The 23,614-nt window shown below is 64.1% G+C and carries 28 protein-coding genes and 1 pseudogene; 25 read left to right on the top strand and 4 right to left on the bottom strand.

From position 1 onward, the window contains the following. Window positions 1-29: 29 nt before the first annotated feature. The 8 genes from ACTTAI_RS19485 to ACTTAI_RS19520 are packed head-to-tail and all read left to right on the top strand — an operon-like array spanning window position 30 to window position 7,963. Window positions 30-323: a hypothetical protein gene (locus ACTTAI_RS19485; protein ID WP_444453221.1), complete on the top strand. Its 294-nt coding sequence runs from the start codon at window positions 30-32 to the stop codon at window positions 321-323. Window positions 324-331: 8 nt separating this feature from the next. Continuing rightward, window positions 332-913, top strand: coding sequence for an AMP-binding protein (locus ACTTAI_RS19490; protein WP_444453222.1), 582 nt, complete (start codon window positions 332-334; stop codon window positions 911-913). Continuing rightward, window positions 799-2,124, top strand: coding sequence for a fatty acyl-AMP ligase (locus tag ACTTAI_RS19495; RefSeq protein ID WP_444453224.1), 1,326 nt, complete (start codon window positions 799-801; stop codon window positions 2,122-2,124). The genes ACTTAI_RS19490 and ACTTAI_RS19495 overlap by 115 nt, the downstream gene beginning before the upstream one ends. Then, complete coding sequence (locus tag ACTTAI_RS19500; protein ID WP_444453226.1) at window positions 2,117-3,325, top strand: cytochrome P450; 1,209 nt, start codon at window positions 2,117-2,119, stop codon at window positions 3,323-3,325. Before ACTTAI_RS19495 ends, ACTTAI_RS19500 begins: the two co-directional genes overlap by 8 nt. A 40-nt stretch (window positions 3,326-3,365) precedes the next feature. After that, window positions 3,366-3,614, top strand: a complete 249-nt coding sequence (locus ACTTAI_RS19505) for an acyl carrier protein (RefSeq protein ID WP_444453228.1) — start codon at window positions 3,366-3,368, stop codon at window positions 3,612-3,614. Further along, entirely contained in the window at window positions 3,611-5,383 is a 1,773-nt protein-coding gene (locus tag ACTTAI_RS19510) for a TylF/MycF/NovP-related O-methyltransferase (protein ID WP_444453230.1), read from the top strand. The genes ACTTAI_RS19505 and ACTTAI_RS19510 overlap by 4 nt, the downstream gene beginning before the upstream one ends. A gap of 22 nt (window positions 5,384-5,405) precedes the next feature. Next, a complete protein-coding gene (locus tag ACTTAI_RS19515) occupies window positions 5,406-6,860 on the top strand; it encodes a CmcI family methyltransferase (protein ID WP_444453232.1) in 1,455 nt (484 codons plus the stop codon). Then, a complete protein-coding gene (locus ACTTAI_RS19520) occupies window positions 6,857-7,963 on the top strand; it encodes a hypothetical protein (RefSeq protein WP_444453233.1) in 1,107 nt (368 codons plus the stop codon). Before ACTTAI_RS19515 ends, ACTTAI_RS19520 begins: the two co-directional genes overlap by 4 nt. Window positions 7,964-8,396: 433 nt before the next feature. Here the strand turns inward: ACTTAI_RS19520 and ACTTAI_RS19525 are convergent. Continuing rightward, window positions 8,397-8,705 (bottom strand): annotated as a pseudogene (locus ACTTAI_RS19525) (transposase); the annotation flags it as partial. Between the two features lie 274 nt (window positions 8,706-8,979). Here ACTTAI_RS19525 and ACTTAI_RS19530 point away from each other — a divergent pair. Genes ACTTAI_RS19530 through ACTTAI_RS19540 form a run of 3 tightly spaced genes read left to right on the top strand, consistent with a single transcriptional unit; the run spans window position 8,980 to window position 11,863 of the window. Continuing rightward, complete coding sequence (locus tag ACTTAI_RS19530; protein ID WP_444453234.1) at window positions 8,980-9,489, top strand: DNA-binding protein; 510 nt, start codon at window positions 8,980-8,982, stop codon at window positions 9,487-9,489. A 60-nt stretch (window positions 9,490-9,549) separates the two neighbouring features. After that, complete coding sequence (locus tag ACTTAI_RS19535; protein ID WP_444453236.1) at window positions 9,550-10,020, top strand: hypothetical protein; 471 nt, start codon at window positions 9,550-9,552, stop codon at window positions 10,018-10,020. Window positions 10,021-10,033: 13 nt separating this feature from the next. Next, window positions 10,034-11,863 carry a P-loop NTPase fold protein gene (locus ACTTAI_RS19540; protein WP_444453238.1) on the top strand — a complete coding sequence of 610 codons (1,830 nt, stop codon included), beginning with the start codon at window positions 10,034-10,036 and terminating at the stop codon, window positions 11,861-11,863. A gap of 271 nt (window positions 11,864-12,134) precedes the next feature. Here the strand turns inward: ACTTAI_RS19540 and ACTTAI_RS19545 are convergent. Beyond that, window positions 12,135-13,327, bottom strand: a protein-coding gene (locus ACTTAI_RS19545) for an IS3 family transposase (protein WP_444453239.1) whose coding sequence is annotated in 2 segments (ribosomal slippage) — window positions 12,135-13,087 and window positions 13,087-13,327 — 1,194 coding nt in all. Because the reading frame shifts where the segments join, the coding sequence is not laid out codon by codon here. 157 nt (window positions 13,328-13,484) lie between these two features. On the opposite strand from ACTTAI_RS19545, the gene ACTTAI_RS19550 reads away from it, so the two are divergent. From ACTTAI_RS19550 to ACTTAI_RS19575, 6 genes are all read left to right on the top strand, one after another. Further along, window positions 13,485-13,697 (top strand): hypothetical protein, encoded by a 213-nt coding sequence (locus ACTTAI_RS19550; RefSeq protein ID WP_444453241.1) that lies wholly within the window; start codon window positions 13,485-13,487, stop codon window positions 13,695-13,697. 469 nt (window positions 13,698-14,166) lie between these two features. After that, window positions 14,167-14,589 (top strand): acyl-CoA transferase, encoded by a 423-nt coding sequence (locus ACTTAI_RS19555; protein ID WP_444453243.1) that lies wholly within the window; start codon window positions 14,167-14,169, stop codon window positions 14,587-14,589. 24 nt (window positions 14,590-14,613) lie between these two features. Further along, window positions 14,614-15,552 carry a phage tail tube protein gene (locus ACTTAI_RS19560; protein ID WP_444453244.1) on the top strand — a complete coding sequence of 313 codons (939 nt, stop codon included), beginning with the start codon at window positions 14,614-14,616 and terminating at the stop codon, window positions 15,550-15,552. A 75-nt stretch (window positions 15,553-15,627) separates the two neighbouring features. Further along, on the top strand, window positions 15,628-16,527 hold the full coding sequence (locus ACTTAI_RS19565) for a DUF1186 domain-containing protein (protein WP_444453245.1): 900 nt from the start codon (window positions 15,628-15,630) through the stop codon (window positions 16,525-16,527). Between the two features lie 83 nt (window positions 16,528-16,610). After that, window positions 16,611-17,048: a hypothetical protein gene (locus ACTTAI_RS19570; RefSeq protein WP_444453246.1), complete on the top strand. Its 438-nt coding sequence runs from the start codon at window positions 16,611-16,613 to the stop codon at window positions 17,046-17,048. A 41-nt stretch (window positions 17,049-17,089) separates the two neighbouring features. Further along, window positions 17,090-17,287 carry a DUF7697 family protein gene (locus ACTTAI_RS19575; RefSeq protein ID WP_444453247.1) on the top strand — a complete coding sequence of 66 codons (198 nt, stop codon included), beginning with the start codon at window positions 17,090-17,092 and terminating at the stop codon, window positions 17,285-17,287. Here the strand turns inward: ACTTAI_RS19575 and ACTTAI_RS19580 are convergent. After that, window positions 17,277-17,657: a type II toxin-antitoxin system VapC family toxin gene (locus ACTTAI_RS19580; RefSeq protein WP_444453249.1), complete on the bottom strand. Its 381-nt coding sequence runs from the start codon at window positions 17,655-17,657 to the stop codon at window positions 17,277-17,279. The two genes, ACTTAI_RS19575 and ACTTAI_RS19580, sit on opposite strands and share 11 nt — an antisense overlap. Then, window positions 17,657-17,869 (bottom strand): AbrB/MazE/SpoVT family DNA-binding domain-containing protein, encoded by a 213-nt coding sequence (locus ACTTAI_RS19585; protein WP_444453251.1) that lies wholly within the window; start codon window positions 17,867-17,869, stop codon window positions 17,657-17,659. The genes ACTTAI_RS19580 and ACTTAI_RS19585 overlap by 1 nt, the downstream gene beginning before the upstream one ends. A gap of 69 nt (window positions 17,870-17,938) precedes the next feature. Here ACTTAI_RS19585 and ACTTAI_RS19590 point away from each other — a divergent pair, with 69 nt between their 5' ends. From ACTTAI_RS19590 to ACTTAI_RS19625, 8 genes are all read left to right on the top strand, one after another. After that, window positions 17,939-20,380 (top strand): phage tail tape measure C-terminal domain-containing protein, encoded by a 2,442-nt coding sequence (locus ACTTAI_RS19590; protein WP_444453253.1) that lies wholly within the window; start codon window positions 17,939-17,941, stop codon window positions 20,378-20,380. Continuing rightward, on the top strand, window positions 20,380-21,006 hold the full coding sequence (locus ACTTAI_RS19595) for a phage distal tail protein, Rcc01695 family (RefSeq protein ID WP_444453254.1): 627 nt from the start codon (window positions 20,380-20,382) through the stop codon (window positions 21,004-21,006). Before ACTTAI_RS19590 ends, ACTTAI_RS19595 begins: the two co-directional genes overlap by 1 nt. After that, window positions 21,003-21,194: a hypothetical protein gene (locus ACTTAI_RS19600; protein ID WP_444453256.1), complete on the top strand. Its 192-nt coding sequence runs from the start codon at window positions 21,003-21,005 to the stop codon at window positions 21,192-21,194. Before ACTTAI_RS19595 ends, ACTTAI_RS19600 begins: the two co-directional genes overlap by 4 nt. A 150-nt stretch (window positions 21,195-21,344) precedes the next feature. Beyond that, on the top strand, window positions 21,345-21,476 hold the full coding sequence (locus ACTTAI_RS19605; protein ID WP_444453258.1) for a hypothetical protein: 132 nt from the start codon (window positions 21,345-21,347) through the stop codon (window positions 21,474-21,476). Window positions 21,477-21,480: 4 nt separating this feature from the next. Then, window positions 21,481-22,041 (top strand): lysozyme, encoded by a 561-nt coding sequence (locus tag ACTTAI_RS19610; protein ID WP_444453259.1) that lies wholly within the window; start codon window positions 21,481-21,483, stop codon window positions 22,039-22,041. Window positions 22,042-22,058: 17 nt separating this feature from the next. Continuing rightward, window positions 22,059-22,292 carry a hypothetical protein gene (locus ACTTAI_RS19615; protein WP_444453260.1) on the top strand — a complete coding sequence of 78 codons (234 nt, stop codon included), beginning with the start codon at window positions 22,059-22,061 and terminating at the stop codon, window positions 22,290-22,292. After that, window positions 22,289-23,173 (top strand): DUF2163 domain-containing protein, encoded by an 885-nt coding sequence (locus ACTTAI_RS19620; RefSeq protein ID WP_444453262.1) that lies wholly within the window; start codon window positions 22,289-22,291, stop codon window positions 23,171-23,173. The genes ACTTAI_RS19615 and ACTTAI_RS19620 overlap by 4 nt, the downstream gene beginning before the upstream one ends. Further along, window positions 23,170-23,604, top strand: a complete 435-nt coding sequence (locus tag ACTTAI_RS19625) for an NlpC/P60 family protein (RefSeq protein WP_444453263.1) — start codon at window positions 23,170-23,172, stop codon at window positions 23,602-23,604. Before ACTTAI_RS19620 ends, ACTTAI_RS19625 begins: the two co-directional genes overlap by 4 nt. The last annotated feature ends 10 nt before the right edge of the window (window positions 23,605-23,614 follow it).

Genomic DNA, 23,614 nt, shown 5'->3' on the forward strand with positions numbered 1-23,614 from the left:
GTGTCACTTTTGAACAGGTGCGAAAGCTCATGACCCTCCCTCCGCCGCCCCGAACGAAGCCTTCCGAGCGGCGGCAATCGCTTTCGATGGTTCGCTTCGACGCTGTGCGCGGGCGTGGGATCGCCTCCGACCCCGCCAAGCATTACGTCGATCATCGCGGCAACATCGTGCCCTGCGGTTTTCATCCAGACGCCGACGTCCTTGCGGCTCTCGCCACGCGCCGGGCCGACATGCCGATCTGCAATCGCGGCGACGTGGGCGCAGATCCGATGCTCAGCCCGTCCACCGAAGCCGTGACCCGGTTTCAGCAGAAAGGTCCGTAACGGTGCCAATGAGCCAGCGGGACACCCCTCCGCCACCGACCCGCCCAACGGGGAACCGCGTCACTCTGGCGCAGGTGCTGCACCAGCACGCCCAGAATCTGCCCGACAAGATTGCCGTGCGTTTTCTCGACCGTGGCGAGGGCGAGGGCCGCGCCCTGACCTATGCCGAGCTGGACCTGCAGGTCCGCGCCCTGGCCGCCCGTCTGGAGGAGTTGGGCGCCCGCGGGCAGACGGTGCTTCTGGTCTATCCGGCGGGTCTGCCGTTCATCATCGGCTTCTGGGCCTGCCTTTACGCGGGCGCCATCGCCGTGCCGACGCCGTTCATCACGCCCGCCCGCTCGGCGCCGCGGATCGCGGCCATTGCCGCCGATGCCCGCCCCTGTCTGGTGCTGAGCTGTGCCGCGCTGGCCGGGGACGCGACGATCCGCGGCGCCTTTCCGGCGGATCTGGCCGGGCTGCAAATGGATCGAGACCGATGCCATCGCGCCAGAGACGCAGACCGCCCCGCCGATGCCAAAGGGCCCGGCGGCCACGGACCCGGCGTTTTTTGCAATATACCTCCGGCTCGACCGCGGACCCGCGCGGCGTGATCGTGACTCATGCCAATCTGATGGCCAATATGGAGATGATCCGCATCGCCTTTCGCCACGACAGCGAGACGCGAATGGTCAGCTGGCTGCCGCTCTTTCACGACATGGGTCTGGTCGGCGGGATGCTGCAGCCGCTCTATCTGGGCGCCGAAACGGTGCTGATGTCGCCGATGGATTTCATCCAGCGGCCGCTGCGTTGGCTGCGGGCGATTGCCCGGTATCGCGGCACCAGCAGCGGCGGCCCGAATTTCGCCTATGCGCTTTGCGCAGACCGAATCCGGCCCGAGCAGCTGGAGGGACTTGACCTGAGTTCGTGGCGTGTCGCCTTTTGCGGGGCCGAACCTGTCCGGGCTGCGGATCTGCGCCGCTTCGCTGCGGGTCTTGCCCCGGCGGGCTTCGATCCGAAGGCGCTTTTCCCCTGCTACGGCATGGCCGAAACGACGCTTTTCGTGTCCGGCGGGCCTGCGGGCAGCGGTCTGACCTGCGCCGCCACCCCCGCGGCGCCGGGGCGCGTGGACAGGGTGGAGCGGGTGATTTGCGGGCGCGGCGCAGAGGGGCAGGACCTTGCGATTGTCGATCCCGAGACCTGCCACCGCCTGCCCGATGGTCAGGTGGGCGAGGTCTGGGTGGCCGGTCCGCATGTGGGCGCCGGGTATTGGCAGCAAGCGGATCACAGCCGCGCGACCTTTCAGGCCCGGATTGACGGCGAAGACATTCACAAGACCTTTTTGCGCACCGGGGATCTCGGTCTGATGCAGGCGGGCGGTCTGGTGATTGTCGGTCGCCTGAAAGAGGTGGTCATCGTCCGCGGCGCGAAGCATCATCCCGAAGATATCGAAGCCGCCGCCGCCCGCGCCCATCCTGCTTTGTCCAGCACGGTCGCCGCCTTTGCCATCGAGCGCGAGGGCGCGGAGGCGCTGATCATCCTGCAGGAGGTCAAACGCGGTCATCAGGCCGGTCCGGATCTGGAACCGGCGGCACAGGCGGTTTCCGCCGTGGTCTGCGAGGGCTTCGGCGTGCGGCCTTCAGAGGTCGTGCTGGTGCGCCCCGGAACCTTGCCGCGCACCACCAGCAACAAGATCCGCCGCAGCGCCTGCCGCACCGCCTATCTGACGGGCGCGCTGACCCGCTGCCATCCGGACGGGGCGGAGCCCCCCGCTTCGGTAGACCTTTCCGACGTCCCCGCAACACCAGGAGGAACCGATGGTTGATCTGGGTTCGTTCAATAGCCTCGCGCCGATCCTGCGCGATGACCCTTACCCCGTCTATGCCGTCTTGCGCGAGCAATCGCCGATTTTCTGGACCGATGCCGAACAGGCCTGGGTTCTGCTGCGCCATCGCGAAGTGAGCGAGGCGTTCACCAACCCGGCTTTGCTGACCCTTGATCTGGGGCAATACGTCAACGACGTGTCCCGCGCGCTTGGTGACAATCCGGTCGAGCTGCTGCGGCTGCTCGAAATGGCCTTGTTCTTCCGCAATCCGCCCGCGCATGGCCCGCTGCGCTCGCTGGTAGCACGGCTGCTGGCGCTGCGCTCTCAGGCCAGCTGCGCCGCCGCCGTCGAACAGATTGCCCGCCGTCTGATCACCCCGCTGGCCCGCGATGGCGGCATGGATCTGATGCGTGATTTTGCCGATCCCCTGCCGCCCCTGTTCATGGGCTGGCTCTACGGGATTTCCGATGCGGAGGCGCGCTGGCTTGCGACCACCCTGGCCGGGGTGCCGATCATCCTCAACCGGGGATGCTCGATCCGGGATTACCGATCCGCCAATCTGCGGCTGGAAGAAGCCCATGCCTTCTTGCGCGCGCAGATCGCCGCGCGCCGCCGGACGCCCGCGGAGGACGGGCTGTCGCTTCTGGTCACCCGCAATGACGAAGCCGAGGCGCCCTTCGACGACGACCGGCTGGCTGCGCTGGCAAGCTTCGTGTTCATGGCCGGTTTCGAGACCACCTCGGCGCTGATCGGCAACGGGCTGTGGCTGCTTCTGAGCCACCCTGATCAATGTGAACGCGTCGCGGCCGATCGCGCGCTGATCCCCGGCGCGGTGGACGAGTCGCTGCGCCTTGAACCGCCGATCCAGCAGGTACGGCGCCGGGCGATGACCGATCAGACCATCGCAGGCTGCGAGATCCGCGAAGGGCAGCACCTGATCCTGATGATCGCCGCGGCGAACAGGGATCCGCGCGCCTATCCCGATCCCGACCGGTTTCTGCCGGGCCGGGCCGGTCAGCCGGTGCACTCTTTCGGCGGTGGCCTGCATCATTGCCTCGGTGCCTGGGTCGCCCGCATGGAAGCGGAAATCGCCATGGGCGCCGTGCTTGACGGGCCGCGCCCGCGCGTCAGTTCCGACAAACCCGACTGGCGACCGCTTCACAACCAACGGCGCATGAACAGCCTTTCCGTTCAGGTCTGAGCCTCATGACCACCACAACTTATCTTGCAGCGAGGATCTCATGTTGAAAGCAGATGCCGTCAGAGCCTGGATCACCGAATTTCTGGTGTCGCTTCTGGGGGTCGAGGCGGCCACCATCAAGGGCGATGCGCGGTTTCACAACCTGGGGCTGGATTCGGTCGATGCCGTCGTGATGGCGGGCGCACTCGAAGAGCATTTCGGCACCGAAATCGAGGCGACGCTGTTCCTGCGCAACTCCACGATCGACGAGCTTCTGGCCGATCTGAAGGCCAACGGCATCATCGCATGAGCCGCAAGACACCCGATCTGAGCCTGATCGTCATAAGCTACGAGATGGCACGCGAACTGCCGCGGACGCTTTACAGCCTGTCGCCGCGCTACCAGCAGGGCATCGCGGCCGACGATTACGAGGTGATCGTCATCGACAACGGCTCCCGCGAGCCGCCCCGGGTCGAGGATTTCGCCGATCTCGGCCTGAACCTGCAGATCCATTCCTTTGCCGATCCCAGCCCCTCACCGGTGCGGGCGATCAACTACGGGCTGAGCCTTGCGGCGGCGCCGCTGGTGGGGGTGAGCATCGATGGCGCGCGGATGGCCAGCCCCGGCCTGCTGGACGCCTGTCGGCGCGCAGCCCGAACCGATCCGGCGCCGGTGGTGACAACGCTGTCGTTCCAGATCGGACCGGGGCCGCAATGGATCAGCCTGCAGCAGGGCTACGACACCGTCTGGGAAGATCGGCTTCTGGACGGAATCGACTGGAAAACCAACGGCTACCGGCTCTTCGACATCAGCCCCTTTGCCGAGAACATTTCGCGCGGCTGGTTCGGACCGCTGAGCGAAAGCAACCTTTTGTTCCTGCCGCGCCCGCTTTGGGACGCTCTGGGCGGGTTCGATCCGGCGTTTGAAAGCCCCGGCGGCGGCGCGGCCAATGCCGATCTTCTTTGGCGCGCGCTCGAACAACCGGGGACGCGGCAGCTGGTGATCCTGGGCGAAGGTGTGTTCCATCAGATCCACGGCGGCACCCATACCAATGCTGGAAGCGCCTCGCTCGAAGTGCACAAGCAGGCCGCCAAGGAATATTACCGCCTGCGCGGGCGGATCCGCATCATCGACAAGGAACGCAGCTATTTCGGCCCGATTTCGCGCCTTGCGGCCGAGGCCTACGCGCGCCAGCTCACTGTAAGTCAGGCGGCCCCGCGCGAGGCCGCAACCGCGATGCGGCCGGCCCCCGAAGCGGCGGATCGCTATCTCGATCTGTTGAAGGCGGTGCTGCTGAACGAAACCGGGCTGGAAATGGAGGTCGCCTTCGATGCCGTACGCGGCCTGAAGGAAATCCCGGCAAGCTTCTGGACAGACACGCTTTATGATGTGCCCGGCCAACTTGGCGGGCCGCTGGCGGAAAAGCGCCGGGTCCGGGCGATCGGCAGCGATACGCAAACCGCGCAGGCCGGTCCACCACTCGGCTACACGATGATCGGACGCAAGCGGCTCGATCATCTGCACGGATGCGTCAGCACCGCGCTGGCCGAGGGCGTGCCGGGCGATCTGATGGAATGCGGGGTCTGGCGCGGTGGCGCCTGCCTGCTGATGAAGGCAGTTCTGGATCTGAGCGGGGCGCAGGATCGCAACGTCTGGGTTGCGGATTCCTTTGCCGGGCTGCCGCCGCCGTCGCAGCCTGAAGATCAGGGTCTCGATCTGTCGCGAACCCATTTCCCCTCGCTTGCGGTGTCGCAGGCGCGGGTGGAACAGGCTTTCGCCGATTTCGGTCTGCTCGACGCGCGGGTGCGGTTTCTGCCCGGGTTCTTCGCCGACACGCTTGCGGGCTGCGCCGTCGAGAAACTCGCCGTACTGCGGCTTGATGGCGATCTTTACAGCTCCACCCTGCAGGCGCTCGAAGCGCTTTACGACCGCGTCTCGCCGGGGGGCTTCATCATCATCGACGATTACGGCGGCCTTGGCCAATGTGCGGAGGCGGTCGATGCATTCCGCGCCACCCGCAACATCACCGACCCCATCAGCATGATCGACTGGACGGGCGCCTTCTGGCGCAAGTCGTAAGCATTCCCCGGAGGCAACGCCCGTGTTCCAATTCTGGCCAAGTGTCGTCAAACCCATCCTGGAAGCGGTTGACGCACGCCGCGTGATCGAAATCGGCGCCGACAAGGGCCGCCATTCCCGCTTGCTTGCAGCCTGGGCCAAGGCGGCCGGGTCGCAGATCGACATCGTCGATCCCGAACTTGATGCAGACATGGAACGTCTGCGCGATCGCTTCGCCGGGGCTGTGGCGCTGCACCCTCGCCCCAGCCTTGAGGTGCTGGCCGATCTGCTACCGGCCGATGTGGTGCTGATCGACGGCGATCACAACTGGTATACCGTGCATCGGGAGTTGCAGGCGATCTACGGCACGGAAGGGCCGCTGGCCGCGACGGCGCCGATCACGCTCTGCCATGATGTTGAATGGCCCTACGGGCGTCGCGATCTTTACTACTGCCCCGAACGCATTCCGGCAGAGCATCGCCACGACTTCCGCATCGGTGGCTTGCGGCCGCAGGAAAAGGGGCTCTCGCCGGGCGGCTACAATGCGGCCTTCGCCCATGCGCTGCAGGAAGGCGGTCCGCGCAATGGCGTGCGCACGGCGATCGAGGATTTCCTGGCCGAGCGCGGTGGCGACTTCCGGGTGATCTGGCTGCCGCTGCTTTTCGGGCTGGCGGTGATCGTGCCACAAGCGCGGCTTGACGGCTGTGCGGCGCTTCAGGCTGTGCTCGACTCGCTCGAACTCAGCCGCCCGCTGCGCAATCTGTGCAAGATCGCGGAGCTGGAACGGATCGACGCCAATCGCCCGACGCTAACGCCTGCGGGCGCGGGGCCACGGCCCGGAGCCGCAGCCGCAGCCAGAAGCTTTTCCAGCGCACTTCCCGATGACGTGCTGACCGCGCTTCTCAAGGGCAGCCTCGACTATCGCTACAAAGGCCGCTCGATGCTGCTCAACCCTCTCGACATGGCCAATTACCTGACCCTGCTTGGAGAGTTGAAACCCGCGGCGGTGATCGAGATCGGCAGCCTCGAAGGCGGTCGGACCGAGTGGCTCGCCGATACGATGGCCGCCCTTGGCCTGCCGGTGCGCGTGATCAGCGTCGATCTTTTGCCACGCGCGCCCAGCACCAATGTCGGGATCGATGCGCGGGTGGGCGATGCCAGAAACCTCGCGCAAGTCTTGCCGCCCGAAGAGGTGCGCCGCCTCGGGCATCCGCTCCTCGTGATCGAGGATTCCGCCCATGATGAGGACACCTGCACCGCCGTGATGAACCATTTCGATCCGCTGCTGACCTCGGGAGATTACATGATCGTCGAGGATGGGGCGTTCCGCAACGAGGGAGATATCCAGCCCGGCGGTTCTGCGCTCTCGCCACCCTCGCGCGCGATCGACGCCTTTCTGGCGCGGCGCGCACAGGATTACGAGATCGATGCCGCGTTCTGCGACCGCTTCGGCTATAACGCGACGTTCAATTTCAACGGCTGGCTGAAACGGCGATGAGCGACGTGTCCCATCCCCTCGGACATGCGTCATCGGACGCCGTGCCACGCCGAAAAGCTTTGCTCGACATCGCGCTGCTGGATCATCTGCGCAAGACGGTCGCCTCGATCACCCGGCCGTGGTGGCGCGGTGAGGTGGTCAGCGAGAACGGGTTGATCTATGGCGTCAACCTCTCAGGCACGCGGCCGCCGCTTGTCTGGTGCTTTCAGGGTTATGCGGAATTTGCCGCCCTCGCTGCCGCACTGGGGCCGGATCAGCCCCTTTACGGCATGCGATCGGGGCATCTGGTCGTGGAAGCCAGCGCCGAAAACCATCTGCACATGGCGATGATCTGCGCGCAGGAAGTGCAATCCCTTGGCCTCGACGGCCCGCTTTTTCTGGGCGGCAACTGTCAGGGCGCCTTGCAGGCCCAGAAGATGGCCCAGATCCTGATGACCGCCGGCCAGCCCGTCGCCTTGTTCATCGGCTTGAACCCGTTTCTGTTCACGCCCTATGCGGGACGGGCAGCCTTGATCGTCGGCCGCCATGACATCACGAACCCGATGCAAAGGTTTCATGATGCCGAAACCGTCCTGCGCGCCAACATGCCGAATTGCACCGTCGACACCATTCCGTCGGAACATGGCAAATTGTTTGGCGGCCGTATTCTTGATCTGTGGAGCGACGTTGTCCGGCGCCGCATCGATGAGGCCGCGCGCCTCTTTGCGGGCTCTTTCCCGATCTGGTCCCTGAGCGCCGACCTGGCGCTGCCCGCGCGGCTCGCGATGGAACCGGGCAGCTTGTCGAAGATCACGATCACCTTGCGCAACACATCGGCGGGCGTCTGGGCACCGACCCGCCAAAGCGGTCTTTCGCTTGGCAATCACTGGCGACAGACCGATGGCCACGTCGTGCAATGGCTGGATGGGCAAGTGCTGCTGGATCAGCCGCTGCCGCCCGGCGGCTCGGTGGATCTGGAACTTCTGGTGCGCGCGCCCGATGCGGAAGGCACCTATCTGCTGGAGGCCGACCTCCAGCATGCCGGGATCCTGTGGCTGAGCGAACTGGGCGGCAAGCCCGTCACTTGCGAGGTCGACGTCCGCCAGAAGGCCGCCGAGACCTGAGCTGGGGTCGGAAAAGGCGCAGGCGCGACCGGGTTTTCGCCCGGTCGCGGACAAGACCTTTACGCTGGTTTCGATCCACGCCCCCGCGAAGGGGGCGGCTCCTATTCGATAACCATTCGTGCAGATTAAGTAAAATCGGACTCACCGTGCGAAAGACTTGCGGAACCCCGGCGCTCCGGCCTTGCCGACGCTGGCGACAAGACTTTTCTTAACATTTTCAAAGAGCAACAAAGTTGCGAACCAGGCAGGAAACTGCCGCACACTTGCGGTTCGCAGGTCAGATCACCAACAGGCCGTTCAGGTCCAGCGCGGGCTTTGCGCCGACATGTTCGACTTTGCGCTCCCAGTTCGCACCGAGATAGTCTGAGCTACTCCCCGACTCTTGGACAGATTTCCGGGAGATTTAAGCTACTGTCTGCACCTGCTGATCGGTTTATGTTGCGTTGAAGTAGACCCCGGCGGGCGTTTGACCGCCATGGGCGGCGTGAGGCCTTTGATGGTTGTAGAAGGTGATCCAACGCCCGATGCCCGCTTTCGCCTGTGATCCGGTTTCCCAAGCGTGCAGATAGACGCATTCATACTTCAGGGACCGCCAGAGCCGCTCGATGAAGATGTTGTCGAGGTATCGGGCTTTGCCGTCCATCGAGATCTTGACCTTGGCCCGTTTCAACCGGTCGGTCCAGTCAAAGGAGGTGAACTGCGATCCTTGGTCGGTATTCATGATCTCGGGCGGCCCGAACTTGTGGATTGGCGACGGGCCTCAGGTCACCAGTAAGGCGGATCTAGGTATGGGCGCGCCCTCTACCTCACGAGGGACATGAGGGAGGGCAGGCACGCGTCCAAATATCCGCCCCCCAACGGACGGGTGCAGCAAGCGAGCATTGGAGGTGAGGCCCGCCTTGGCTTCTTCAACTTTCGCAACTTGTTGCGGCGAACGGATCCGCAACGAAAGTTTCGGCTTTGAGCGGAACGCGAAGCGCTACTACTGCGCAAACGCCAAAGAAAAGGGCCAGTCGGTGTGTAAGTTCGAACATGAGTTCTGGAAAGCCTTCGAGGCCGCCGCGCCGAAGATCCTTGGCACGTTGCTGATCGCGGTCAGCGTGGCGATGGACCGGCTTTCCACCGTGACGCTGGCCGAGCGCCCACGGATGGCGGATTTTGCGCGTTGGATCACCGCGGCCGAGCCCGCGCTTGGCTGGGCCGAGGGCAGCTTTGCGCCGATCTATCGCGCGAACCGGAGCAACACCGAAACGGCGGCGATCGAGGGCAACCCGGTGGCCGAGGCGGTTCTGACGATAATGCAGGATCACCCCTCCTGGCGCGGCACGGCGACGGAACTTCTGAAACTGCTGCGGCAACGCTTCCCGTTGCTGTCGGAAGACAGCGACCTTCCCCGCCAACCCAACCACCTCACCAGCACGCTGCGCCGCGTCGCGCCTTTGCTGCGCCGTCGCGGGGTGAAGACGGGCTTCGACCGCGAGGGCAAGCTGGGGCTGCGGGTGATCACGCTGGATCTGGTGAAATGATCGTCAGCCATCGTCAGACCGTCAGCCAAAGGCCAGACACCAGGCGCCGAGCGGCTGACGATGCTGACGATGCTGACGATGCTGACGATGCTGACGATGCTGACGATGCTGACGATGCTGACGATGCTGACGATGAAACTACCCAGCGGCCGGGGAGCCGCCAGTGCGATTCGAGAGCTGCACCTGCGAAAAGTGACGAAACCGGATCTTTGCCATCGGCAGCACCTCGGCGCGCCTTATTCTCGAAGCCTCCGTTCAGGCGCGGCGCAGGGACTAGACCGAGAAGCCCTCTTAAGTCGGTCGCGCGAAGTGCAGCATGACACCCTGGACCGCGGAAGAGGGCAGAGAGTTTCTGTACGCTGCTCCTTGCACACAAGACCATTATGGGAGACGATTAGCAGAAACCCTGAAGACTCAGGGCGTATGAGGCTTAAAATAAATGTCGAAGGCCGACTAAAGGCTTATCGCCCTCAACCTGTGAAAGGGTTTATCACTCTCAACAGCTTAATACGAATAGACATGAAATTTTAGGCGGGAGTCAAATATGCCGAACACTTTAGCGAAAAATGTTCTCGCAGAATACTTGAGCACGCGAGAGCCGAGATACGCTCTTTTGATCAACGCTCCGTGGGGCGCCGGAAAAACAGAGTTTGTCAAAACACAAACCCAGTATGAAACGGATGGAAAGTTTCTATACTTGAGCTTGTATGGCATCGATTCAGCTGCAGCATTCAATGAGGCATTATTATCTGCGATTATTAATAAATCCGGAAATGAATTCGAAAAAAAGACTCGGTCGCTCGGCGAGAAATTAAAAAATATTGCATCAAACAGTCAATTCTTTGGGTTTTCTGTAAATTTGAGCAGCATCTCCCTTGTGGAGGGAGCCAGAAAATATTTGCCCCAATTTCTTATATTCGACGACCTAGAGCGAGCAGCCATGCCACAATCGAAAATTTCCGGCCTATTGAATGACTTTATAGAGCACGACAAGCGGCATGTCATTCTGATCGCCAACACCGAAAAGATCGAGGCGGATGAAAGACCGACCTTCGACACAACTCGTGAAAAGGCGATAGGGAGAACCATTCAGATACGCCCTGATGTCGATGCGGCGTTGCGGTCCTACTTGAAGGGCGTTCCTGCCGGACGCGGAAAGGATTATCTTCAAGAGAACCAAGCACTTATCAAAGCCATCTTCAATCAAGGCAAACACAAAAACCTGAGGCTGCTGCGATACGCGATACAAGCTGCAGCCAGTCTTCTCGACAAGGTTGATGAGGAAATATTCAAATTTGAAAAGCCGGTCGAAAAGTTGGTGTGCACTTTTCTTGCTTTGCATATGGCCTACGGAGGGGGACGCATCGGTGAAGAAGAGCTTGCCAAGCGTGCCGATAGCCGGGCCTTTGGAAAAATTATCGACGAGCAAGATGGTGGCAATCAGAAAATGCGTGCTTTAATAAAATTGGCAGAGGCGCATCCGGATTGTGACATTGGCATCCCATACGGGGGGTCGCCGCTGCCAGTTGATTTGACGAGATTTCTACTTGTCGACGGGTTTGCCAGTAAAGATACTATTAACGATCAACTTCGCAATACACATTATTTTAGCCCCAAAGAAGATCGACCAGATTGGGTCAAGCTATGGCATTGGGGAGAACTCAGCACCAACGAACTTGATGATATCTTGTGCCGCATCACTGCGCAGCTGTCTAATAGCGAAATCAGCAATCCTGGAGAGTTTATCCAGATCTACGGTGCGATGCATTGGATAGCTTGCTGTGGGGGGTTGCGCCAGACACAAGCAGAACTGTCGGAGGAATTTCTTCAGTATATCAGCAGCCTTTCAGCTGCCGGCAGAATTCCACTTCCGCTCCCGCCCGGAAATGGTCGCGAGCGCTTTATTTTCGAACATAATAATGACTACGTGAGCTATGGCGGCTATGTTTTCGAAGTAGACCAAACATCAGAAAAAGTCATTGAAGCTCTAAAAAGTGAGATGGAACTCAAGTATAATTCTGATCTCGCCGATATTGCATCATCACTATTGAGTAAATTTGAATTGGAATCCGCGCATTTCCTTGAGCAGATCAGCTATGATTTTAAGTCTCTGAATTATGGCACGGCCCCCATCCTACACTTAATGGATGGAGCGCGGTTTTCGAATCGCCTATTACAACTGATCAAGGATGATCGAGACTTGGCAAAAAAAATTGCCAACGCGATAAAATCAAGACGCCAAGATAGTTATGGCAGCCTATCCGAAGAGCATGCCTGGATTGACACCCTGAAGGCAGAGATTCGGTCAAGAGCCGCCGCTGAATCTCGTTTATTTGGCGCACAGGTTGATTTGTTTGTCAGGCGTGACTTATGAGCCCAAAAAGATTTGGCGAATTAAAATAACTTGCCTTATGGATGCCTCGCGTTGCACATTGCGCAGCTCCCCTTTGGGCAAGAAAACGGCAGCTATCGCTGATTGCTGCCGATGCAATGCTTTACCGTCACAATCCGCGTGCTCCTCTTCTGCGACGGCGCCAGGCTTCGCCCTTCACCTCGCACAGCTAACGGCAAAGGGGCGTCAACTCATCGTGCGTCCGGCGCCGCCTGGGCACTCAGGGGTGACCTGCCCCCGGTTCGTCCCTCGTTCATAACGAGAGTCCTTGGGGTTGATAGTTGTCGGTTTCGGGTTGGGCAAGCGCGCCGGGCGCGGAGCCCCCAGATTGCTCAAGCGCCCGGCGCGCTTCTGCCGGGGTTTGATTGCCCAGCGAGGAATGCGGCCTGACGTGGTTGTAGTCGTAGCGCCACAGGGCCAGGGTGCGGCGGGTATGAGGAGGATCAGAAAACAGCGCGGGGCGCTGTTTTCCCGACGATTGGGCGAGGCTGTCGAAGATCTCCTCGTTGAGGCATTCATCTCGCAGGCTGCCGTTGAAAGACTCGATGTAGCCATTCTGCTGCGGCTTGCCCGGATCGATGTAATGCCACTCGACCTTGTTGTCGTTCGCCCACTTCAGGATGGCCTTGCTGGTGAACTCGGTGCCATTGTCAGAGACGATGCAAGCCGGTTTGCCGTAGATCCAGACCAGCGCATCGAGTTCCCGCGCCACTCTGGCCCCCGAGATGCTGGTGTCGGCAATCAGGGCAAGGTTCTCGCGGCAGCAGTCGTCGCTGACTGCCAGGATGCGGAACTTCCGGCAGGCCCCGAACGTGTCGGACAGGAAGTCCAAGGACCACCGCTGGTTCGGGCGCAATGGCACCGGCATCGGGGTGCGGCTGCCCCGCGCGCGTTTGCGGCCACGGCGTCGGCGCACCGACAGGCCCTCTTCCCGGTAGATGCGGTAGAGCTTCTTCTCGTTCATGATCATGCCCTTGCGCTCCAGCAGGATGCCCACGCGCCGGTAGCCGAAGCGACGGCGCTTCTCGACGATCTCGTGCATCGCCTCACGGATTTCCGGGTTATCGGGCGGCCTCTCGCGCCGCACCGTCTTCGGATCGACACCGATCAGAACGCAGGCACGGCGTTGAGAGATCGGATGATCCTTCATCGCCCGCAGCACTGCATCCCGCCGTTGCACCGGCGTCGTCAGGGCTTTCCCAAGAGGTCCTTCAGAACCACGTTGTCCAGCATCGCATCCGCCAGCAGCCGCTTCAGCTTCGCGTTCTCGAGCTGCTTGAGCCGCTTGGCGTCCGACAGGTCCATCCCGCCATACTTGGCCTTGAGCTTGTAGAACGTCGCCGGGCTCAACCCGTGCTTCCGGCAAAGCTCGGAAGTCGGCAAACCCGACTCCTGCTCTTTGAGTATCCCGATAATCTGCGCCTCGGTGAAACGGCTTTTCCTCATGTCGTCTGCTCCTTCTCAGGTTGGGCAGACTCTACATCACAGCGAGGGATCTTCCGGGGGGCAGGTCACGACGAGGGAGAAATATGATCGTACTCCGACTTGATAGTGTTGATCTGACCACATATCCTTGCCATCTTTGTGTGGAGAATGCTGACCAATGGAATTCTACTTGCGAATCACGTTGCCAGAAGCACCAGGGGTCAATCTTGCTGAGAAGATTGAGATCACAGGTTTCATTTCGCGCGTTCGGACGCCGATCCCCCCTGAGACTGATATGGATGTTATTCGCAATGATATCGCCGATTATCTCGTTTCAGAAGGAATCGTGACGGCAGAAAGAAGGGGCGAACTTATGTTTGACTTCGGATAACAGCCCCGAACGCAAAGTCGGCAAGTGACTAACCATCTTCAGATTCGGAAAAATCACTATCGACCTAGACTACAATACATAGATGTGCCGAGGATGCATCCATCTGTGCATTGCACCGTGCCGATACTGTTTACGTCTGCCCCACCCCCAGGTACCGAGGAGCAATAAACTGTGCCAATGCTATCTCTGGCACATTGACCGGGGCCGCATTCTACTGTGCCGACGCCATTCTGCAGTGCCCCGCCAAAAGCTGGAGCGCAGTATACCGTGCCAGTGCTGTTCGTCGCACACGCTCCAAGGCTCCTGTCGAATGCTTCATTTGACAGTGCCGCGCTAGAAAGGCTTATAGCTAGTGCAGTTGAGATGGCGAATAACTTCATTTGGTGTCATTGCGTCCGAAATATTAGGTAACAAGTCTTCGATACTTCCCGTAAATGCAACATAGATTCTGACATCCTGAACTTTTACCATGCCCACCACCCGCGAAACCATCCTCGCCGCGCTGCATGCGCGGCTGCAGTCGCTTGCCGCCCTCACCCTGCGCGACGAGGTTCTGCCCGAACGGATCCCCGCGGCGGGGCTGGTCATCCTGCGCGATGGTGAGCCCGGCGAGCCCGAGGTGACGCTCTCGCCGCTGCGCTATCACTACCAGCACCGGGCCGAACTGGAGGTCGTCGTGCAGGCGGGCCCCGGCCGGGGCAGCGCGTTTGACGATCTGATCGCCGCCATCGGCGCGGCGCTGGCCACCGACCGGACGCTCGGTGGCCTTTGCGACTGGGTCGAACCGGAGGCCCCGAGCCCTGTCGATCTGCCCGTCGAGGGTGCCGCGGCGCTGAAGGCGGCGGTGATCGCTGTCGTTCTGCATTACACCACCGCCGATCCCCTCGGCTGACACCCCTCACCACAGGAGAACACGATGGCACGAGCCCAAGGGGCGCGGGCGCAGATGGCGCTTGCGTTCGAATCCGTCTATGGCACCGCCCCCGCCACCGGCTTTCGCACGGTGCCTTTCGCCAGCACTTCGCTTGGCTCCGAACAGCCGCTGCTTGCCTCGGAGTTGCTGGGGCAGGGACGCGACCCGGTGGCGCCGATCAAGGATGCGCTCACCGCCGATGGCGATGTCGTGGTGCCGATCGATGTCGAGAACTTCGGCCTTTGGCTGAAAGGCACCTTCGGGGCGCCGACCACCACCGGCACCACGCCCAAAACCCACACGTTTCAGTCGGGGACCTGGACCCTGCCCTCGATGGCGATCGAAGTGGCGATGCCCGAGGTGCCGCGCTACGCGATGTACACCGGCTGCATGGTCGATCAGCTGAGCTGGCAGATGAGCCGATCGGGGCTGCTCACCGCAACAGCCCGGCTCATCGCGCAGGGCGAGGCCATCGACACGGTCACGGCCGCGGGCACGCCGACCACGCTCGCGCTGCAGCGGTTTGGCCATTTCAACGGCGCGGTGAAGCGCAACGGGGCGGCGCTTGGCAATGTCGTCTCGGCCGAGGTCACCTATGCCAACCGCCTCGACCGGATCGAGACGATCCGCAACGACGGCAAGATCGAGGGCGCCGACCCCGGAATGGCGGCGCTGACCGGCAAGATCGAGGTGCGCTTTGCCGACAGCACGCTGGTGACCCAAGCGGTGGATGGCACGCCTTGCGAGCTCGAATTCGCATGGAGCCTTGGCGCAAACGCGAGTTTCACCTTCACCGCCCATGCCGTCTATCTGCCCCGGCCCCGCATCGAGATCCCGGGCCCGCAGGGAATTCAGGCGAGCTTCGAGTGGCAGGCAGCCAAGGCCACCAGCCCCGCGCGCATGTGCACCGCAACCCTTGTGAACACGGTCACCGGCTATTGAAGCGCATCGCGCGGTGGAGCCGGATAGAATTTGGCGCTATCCCTCCTGCTGAGTCCCGACCAAGAGGAGCTGCCGATGACACCCGCCGAAATCATGGCCACATTCGAGCGCCAGGGGCCTTTGCCGCGCGCGGCGATCGAGGCGGCGCGGCAAGAACGCGAGACCATGGTGCCGGTCTTTCTCGACTATATCGACCGGCTGCAGCAGGCGCGCGAGCGTGACCTCGACGGCATGGACGCGTTCCTCTTCGTCTTCTTTCTGCTCGCTGAATGGCGCGAGCCCCGCGCCTATCGGCCCTTGGCGCGGCTCTTGCGGCGCGAGCCGGATTTTCTGGAGGCGCTCCTCGGAGATTCGATCACCGAAGCCTCGGCGCGCGTCATGGCCGGGGTCTTCGATGGCGATCTGCAGCCGATCTTCGAGATCCTGCTCGACGATGCGAGCGACATTTACGTCCGCGGCGAGATGTTCGACACGCTGGTGATCCTGGCGCTTGAGGACCCGGGCCTGCGGCCACAGATCGAAGCGTTTCTGACGGAGTTCTTCGATCTGACCGCGACGGTGACGGGCGAGGAGATCTGGTGGCCCTGGGCGGAATGCATCGCCGCGCTTGGGCTGACCAAGATGGAAACGGCGGTGCGCGTGGTCTTCGACAGCGGGCTGATCACGCCCGATTATGCCCGCTACGAGGATTTCACCGAGTTTCTCGGCAAGACGATGGCCACCGGGCATCCCGGCTGGTTCACCCAGATGCCAAGCAACCAGCTGATCACCGATACCATCGCCGAACTGGCGTCGTGGTACTGTTTCTCGCCCGAGTTTCTGGCGCGGCAGGCAGATCAGGGGCTGAAGGTGGTGTCGTCGCTGATGCCGCGGGGCGACGATCCTTTCGAGGGCGTCGTCACCGGCAAGACCGGCCGCAACGACCCTTGCCCCTGCGGCAGCGGCAAGAAGTTCAAGAAATGCTGCCTGCAATGAGCTGACCCTAGGGCAGCATCCATACCCGTCCCGCAAGCGACGTGCCCCGGCACGTCGCTTTTCTTTTGGAGAAAGGCCGCCCCATGATCCGTCTGAACCTCTCGAGCCAGCCCGAATGGCTGGACCTTGCCCCGGGCCTGCGGCTGAAGCTCGCGCCGCTCACGACTGCGCTGATGGTGGCCGCGCGCGCCGATCGCGGCCTTGCCGCGCTGCCCGAGGGCGCCGCTCAGGAAGAACTGGCGCTGGCCATGGCGAAAGCCGTGGCGCGTCTGGCCATTCTCGACTGGGAGGGCGTCGGCGATGAAACAGGCACCCCGAGGACGGTGACCCCCGAGGGCATCGACGCCCTTCTCGACATCTGGCCGGTTTTCGAGGCGTTTCAGACCCGCTACGTCGCGCGCGGCCTGATTCTGGATGCGGAAAAAAACGGCTCTGCGCCCTCGCCGACTGGTCCTTCGGTGGGGGCGAAGGCTATTGCGCCGCCTGCCACGGCCCCTGCCCCGACTGCCCCGCAAGACTGAACCGACCGCAGACGGTCGAGGGCGCGCAGGTCTGGGATCTGGTGCAACGCCTTGGCGGGCAGCTGCGCCTCGTCCCCGGCGCGGTGATCGGCTGGGACATGGGCGCGGCGCTCGCCCTCGCCGAGGCGCTGGGCGTGAACAGGCTCATCGCCGCCGAAACCCTGCCAGAGATCGAGGCGGTGATGGTGCGAAGGCTCAACGAACAGATCGCCGCGCAGGCAGGGGACATCAGACTTTGATCTTCTCGATCAACGTGACGCCCGGCAGATCCTTGAAATGCGCGTCGCAGGTCAAAAGCCTCGCCCCCGCCGCGCGCGCGGTCGCAAAGACGATCGCGTCCGCCGTGGTGAGCTTGTGGGCACGACAAGCCTCGGCAGCGGCAAGGGCCGTTTCGGTATCGAGGGGCGCAAGCTGGCAGACCTGCGTGAAGGCGATCACCTGATCGGCCTTGTCCTCGCCCACCTCGCGCGTGAGCCATTTCGCAAGCTCAAGCTGCACGATCGTCGGCACCAACCAGTCCTGCTGCTCGGGCAGATGCTCGGCCACCTTGTCACCGGTGGCAGAGCCGATCAGCCATTCGATCCAGGCGGAAGTGTCGACGAGCACCATCAGAAGCGGTCTGCCCGGTCACGGTAATCGGTGGCGGACGCCCCGCGCGCGAGGCCTTTCAATGCGTCGCGCTTTGGGACCGGTACCAGCAGCACCCCCGTGCCCTTGGGGATAAAGGCGAAGGTGAGCCCGGCATCCCAGTTCTGCGCCGCCCGGATCGCCTTCGGGATCGAGATCTGGAACTTCGAGGACAGGGTTGCGGTCTCGGACATGGTCATACCTCAGACTGATCGATAGCCAAAACGTAAGACAATCCCACCCGAATTTCAAGGAGCCTCACTATGGCAGAGAAGCGTGTTTCCGTCCGCCTTGTGGCGGAGGGCGGCCGCCAGGTGCGCGCCGAGCTGGAAGGGATCGGCGCGGCGGGGGCCCGTGGCTTCGGGCGGCTCTCGTCGGAGATGGAGCTGGCCAACACGCGGCTCGCCGGGTTCGCGCGCAAGGCCGGGGTGGCGCTCGCGGCGGTGACAGCTGCGGCCGCGGCGGCGGGCGTGGCGATGGTGCGCTCGGGGCTTGAGACGATCGGCGCGCAGGCTGACATGGCCGCGTCGCTCCAGACCACGGTCGAGAGCCTGCAGGTTCTGACATGGGCGGGCGAGCTGGCCGGGGTCTCGATGGGCGAGATCGAGCAGGCGACGAAGAAGCTCACGACGCGGCTGTCCGAAGCGGCGGCAGGATCGGGCACGGCCGTCGGCGCGCTGGCGCGGCTGAACCTGACGGCGACCGCGTTGCAGGCGCTGCCGCTTGATCAACGCATCATCGCCATTCAGGACGCGCTCAATCGCTTCGTGCCCGAGGCCGAGCGCGCGGCGGTGGCCTCGGACCTCTTTGGCGACCGGGCGGCGATTGCCTTTCTGCGGATCGACAGCGCGACGCTGCGCGATGCCGCAACGGACGTGCGCGATTTCGGGGTGGCGGTGAGCGCGGCCGATGCGGCGCAGATCGAGCGCACCGGCGATGCGCTGGATCGGCTGAGCCTGATCTGGCTTGGCCTGACGAACCGGCTGACCGCCGCCGTTGCCCCGGCGCTGGAGACCGTGGCGAACGCGCTCGCCGATGCAGCGCGCGCCAGCGGCCCGCTCGGACGGGCGATCGACCTCGTCTTCGACAACCTCGGGCGGTTGGCGACCTATGCCGCGACCTTCGCCGCCTTCATGGGCGCGCGCTGGGTCGCGGGCCTTGCCGCGGCGGCGCTTTCGGTGCGCGGCCTTGCCACGGCGCTCGTCGTCCTGCGCGGCGCGCTGATCCGCACCGGCATCGGGGCGATGATCGTCGGCGTGGGCGAACTTGTCTATCAGTTCTCCGAATTCGCAGCCCGGGTCGGCGGCGTGGGTGAGGCGTTTCGACTGCTTGCCGATCTGGCGCGCGAGGTCTGGTCGCGCATCGGCCTCGCGCTCGATGCGGCGCTCGCCCGGATGGCGGCCGGTTGGCAGGGGCTGAAGGCCGATGCCCTTTCCGCGCTCGACGGGGTGATTTCCGGCGTCGTCAGCTTTGGCGACCGCGCGGCAGCGGTGTTTCAGGGCGCCTATGACGCGGCGGTGGCGATCTGGGGCAAGCTTCCGGGCGCGATCGGCGATTTTGCGTTTCAGGCGGCGAACGGGCTGATCTCGGGCGTCGAGGCGATGCTGAACGGCGTCGTCACCCGCATCAACCGCTTCATCACCGCGCTGAACGCCGCCCTGGACCTGCTGCCCGATTGGGCGGTGGGCGAAGGCGGGGTGAAGATCGGCACGCTCGATCCGGTGGAATTGGGGCGCATCGGCAATCCGTTCGAGGGCGCGGCATCCGCTGCGGGGACGGCGGCGGCCGATGCGTTTTCGGCAGCGCTCGCGCGGAGTTACATCGAACCTCCTGATCTTGGATTCGGGGCCATGGCCGATGAGGCCCGCTCCCGCGCCGAGGCCTATCGCGAGGCCTCGGGCATGCTCTCCGATGCGGCCGGGCGCCCGCTCGCTTCCTGGCAGGCGCTCAAGGATGCGGTGACGCGCACCGGCACCGATGCGGAAACGGCTCTGACCGGGGCAACGGGTGCCGCCGACGGCTTGGCCTCCGGCCTCGACGAGACCGCCGAGGCAGCGCGAGGCGCGGGCGGGGCCGCGCGCGCGGCAGGCACTGCCGCAGCTGAAGGGGCGGAACCGGCGGTGCCGCTCTGGCGTGCCGCGAGTGATGCGCTCGCCGACTATGCCGCCAAGGCGCGCGACATCGGTGGCGATATCGGCAACGCGCTCGTCGGCGCCTTCTCCTCGGCCGAGGAAGCCGTGGGCCGCTTCGTGAAGACCGGCAAGCTCGATTTCCGCGATCTGGTCACATCGATGATCGCCGATCTCGCCAAACTCGCGGCGCGGCGCTTCGTCCTCGGCCCGCTTGCCAACGTGCTTGCCGGTGCGCTGGGCGGTGCGGGCGGGATCTTCGCGAACATCCTGCATGCGGGCGGCACGGTCGGTGCCGCGGGCCCGGGCCGGATGATTCCGGCGCTGGCCTTCGCCAATGCCCCCCCCCTGCATTCCGGCGGCTGGGCCGGTCTGCGCCCTGACGAAGTGCCCGCGATCTTGCAGCGCGGCGAGCGGGTGCTGTCTCGGCGCGAGGCGGCGGCGACCGGCAACGCCACCGCACCAACCGTCAACGTCACGATCATGGCGCGCGACGCGGAGAGCTTCCGCCAATCGCGCACACAGGTCGCCGCCGATATCGCCCGGGCGGTCTCGCTCGGCCGAAGGGGGATGTGATGGCCTTTCACGATATCCGTTTCCCCGATGCGATCAGCCGCGGGGCGCGCGGCGGCCCCGAGCGGCGCACCCAGATCGTAGAACTTGCCTCAGGCGCCGAGGAGCGCAATGCCAGCTGGGCCAATTCGCGCCGCCGCTATGACGTCGCCTATGGCATCCGCCGCGCCGATGATCTGGCGGCGGTCGTCGCCTTCTTCGAAGCGCGGAACGGCCGTCTTTACGGCTTCCGCTTCAAGGACTGGGCCGATTTCAAATCCTGCCTGCCCTCGCAAATCCCGGGCCCGACCGATCAGGCGATCGGCACGGGCGATGGCAGCACGACGCAGTTTCAGCTGACGAAGCGCTACAGCTCCGGCGCGCAAAGCTGGACGCGCGCGATCACCAAGCCCGTCGCCGGGACCGTCACCATCGCCTTGAACGGGGTGCCGCAGCCTTCCAGCTGGTCGGTCTCGCCCACGACCGGCCTTGTCACCTTCGCCACCGCACCTGCCGCGGGCGCCGCGATCACCGCGGGCTTCGACTTCGACGTCCCCGTCCGCTTCGACACCGACACGCTCGACATCACACTCGATCTCGAACGCCTCGGCTCGATCCCCTCCATCCCCCTCACGGAGATCCGCCCATGAATGACGACACGCACTTTGTCGGCGCGGCGCTGCGCGATCTGCTCACCTCGACGGCGGTGATCCTCGCCGCCTGGGGGGCGCTCGGCGGTGCCACGAACGCGCTGACCACGCGCATGCGCCTGCGCGATGCGCTGCGCCACATCCTTCTGGGCGGGCTGATCGCAGCCGGAATGGGAAGCCCTCGATGACGCTCATCACCGCCTAGCTTGCCCTGCCGCCCGAGGCGATCCCGGCCGGGGGTGCGGCGGGTTCGGCCGCTTATCTCGTCGGCGTCTTCGGCCCGGCCTTCATCGAGGTCGCCCTCGCCCGGCTGCGCGCCCGGAAGGGAGACGACGCCGATGCATGAGCTATTGCGCCGCGCCCGCGTTCTTCGCTGCGATGCCCCCGATCCGGGCCAGGCCTTCCGCCACCGCCTGCGCATCGGCGTGATCGTCGCGGCGCTGATTTTCCTCGTCTCAACATTCGGGTGATCCCATGCACATGACGAACCGGGGGCTTCTGGCCCTCGCCCGGCACGAGGGCATCGTGCCCGGGCCCTATCTTGACGTCCGCAAGATCTGGACTTTCGGCATCGGCCACACCGCGGCGGCGGGCCCGCCCGACCCCGCACAGATGCCGCGTGGCCTGCCCGCGGATGTCACCGCCGCGATCCGCGAGGCGTTTCGGCTCTTTCGCACCGATATCACAACCTACGAGGCGGCCGTACTGCGCGCGGTGCAGGTGCCGCTTGCCCCGCACGAGTTCGATGCGCTGGTCAGCTTCCACTACAACACCGGCGGCATCACCAAGGCGGCCCTTACCCGCCATCTGAACGCGGGCAACCGCCGCGCTGCAGCCGATGCCTTCATGGGCTGGCTGCGTCCCGCCGCGATCCGGCCCCGGCGCGAGGCCGAACGCGATCTCTTCCGCGACGGCCGCTATCCCACCGGCGCGCTCACCGTCTGGTCCGTCGATCGCAACGGAAGGGTGGATTTCGTCCGCCCGCTGCGGCGGCTGAGCGAGGCGGACGCGCTCGCGCTGCTTTCCCCCCTCTGACCCAAGGAGACATTTTCATGCGTTACCTTCGCCCCAAATCCCTGACCTGGTGGGCGGGGTGCCTCGCCCTCGCCACCGGCACCGGTGCCCTCTTCCTGCCCGATCAGGGCCAGCTGGCCGCTCTGGCCCGCCTCGTCGCGCTCCTCTCGGGCTCGGGAGATGCCGCGCCGATGACGCTGATCAGCCTCGGTCTCGGCCTCATCGGCCTGCGCGACCGGATCGAGCGCGGCTTTTCCGAGCAGGACAAATGAAGTCCCTCCCGCAAGACTTGCAGGCCCATCTCGACGAAGGCACCACGACGCTTGCATGGTGCTGGCGCATCACCCGCGCTGACGGCGTGAGTTTCGGCTTCACCGATCACGACCGCAGTCTCAGCTTCGACAGCACCGACTTCGAGCCCGAAAGCGGGCTGACCGCCTCCGAGGTCCGGTCCGGGTCAGACCTTTCCGTCGATGCGCAGGACGCGCAAGGCGTTCTGACTTCCGACCGGATCACCGAGACTGACATTCTCGATGGCCGCTGGGACAATGCCACGGTCGAAGTCTGGCGGGTGAACTGGTCGGCCCCGGCGCAGCGCGTGCTTTTGCGCCGCGGCGCTATCGGCCAGATCCGGCGCGGGCGGCTCGCCTTCGTGGCAGAGGTGCGCTCGCTCGCCCATGTGCTTGGCCAGACAGTCGGGCGCACCTTCCAGGCGACCTGCGACGCGGCGCTTGGCGATGCGCGCTGCGGCATCACTGCCGAGGCGCCGATCTACACCGGCACCGGCACGGTCGTCGCGCTGCAGCGGGATCGCACCTTCACGACCGAGGGGCTGCAAGCCTATGCCAAGGGCTGGTTTTCCTATGGACGGATCCAATGGACGAGCGGCGCCAATGCCGGGCGGCAGGCCGAGGTGCTCTCGCACACGCTTGTCGAGGGCGTGGCAATCCTGACCTTACTCGAAGCCCCGGTGCGGCCGATCGCGGAAACAGACGCCTTCACGGTGCGCGCGGGCTGCGACAAGAGCCTCGCAACCTGCCGGGCGACGTTCGCCAATGTCGCCAACTTCCGGGGTTTCCCGCATATCCCTGGGCAGGACGCCGTTCTGCGCTACGCAACGAAGGACGGTGGTCATGAAGGGGCGGTGCTGTGAAGACCGCCGATCCCGACCACGTCATCGCCGTGGGCCGATCCTGGCTCGGGACGCCCTACCACGACCAGGCGAGCCTCAAGGGTGTGGGCTGCGATTGCCTCGGCCTCGCGCGCGGCGTCTGGCGCGAGGCCGTCGGGCCGGAGCCGTTCCCGATCCCGCCCTACAGCCGCGATTGGGGCGAGATGGGCCCGCGCGAGGTGCTCGCCGAAGGGGCGCGACGGATGATGCCAGAGATTGCAGCCGTCAACGCCCCGCCCGGCGCGCTCGTCCTGTTCCGCATGAGGCCGCGCGCCATAGCAAAGCATGTCGGCATCCTCACCGGCCCCGACACCTTCCTGCACGCCGATGAACGCTTGGGCGTGATCGAGGAACCGCTGACGCCGACATGGCGGCGCCGCATCGCCTTTGCGTTCCTCTTTCCGGCCTCCTGATCCCTCCACA

Source organism: Rhodobacter capsulatus (assembly GCF_052363175.1).
GTDB lineage: Bacteria > Pseudomonadota > Alphaproteobacteria > Rhodobacterales > Rhodobacteraceae > Rhodobacter > Rhodobacter capsulatus_D.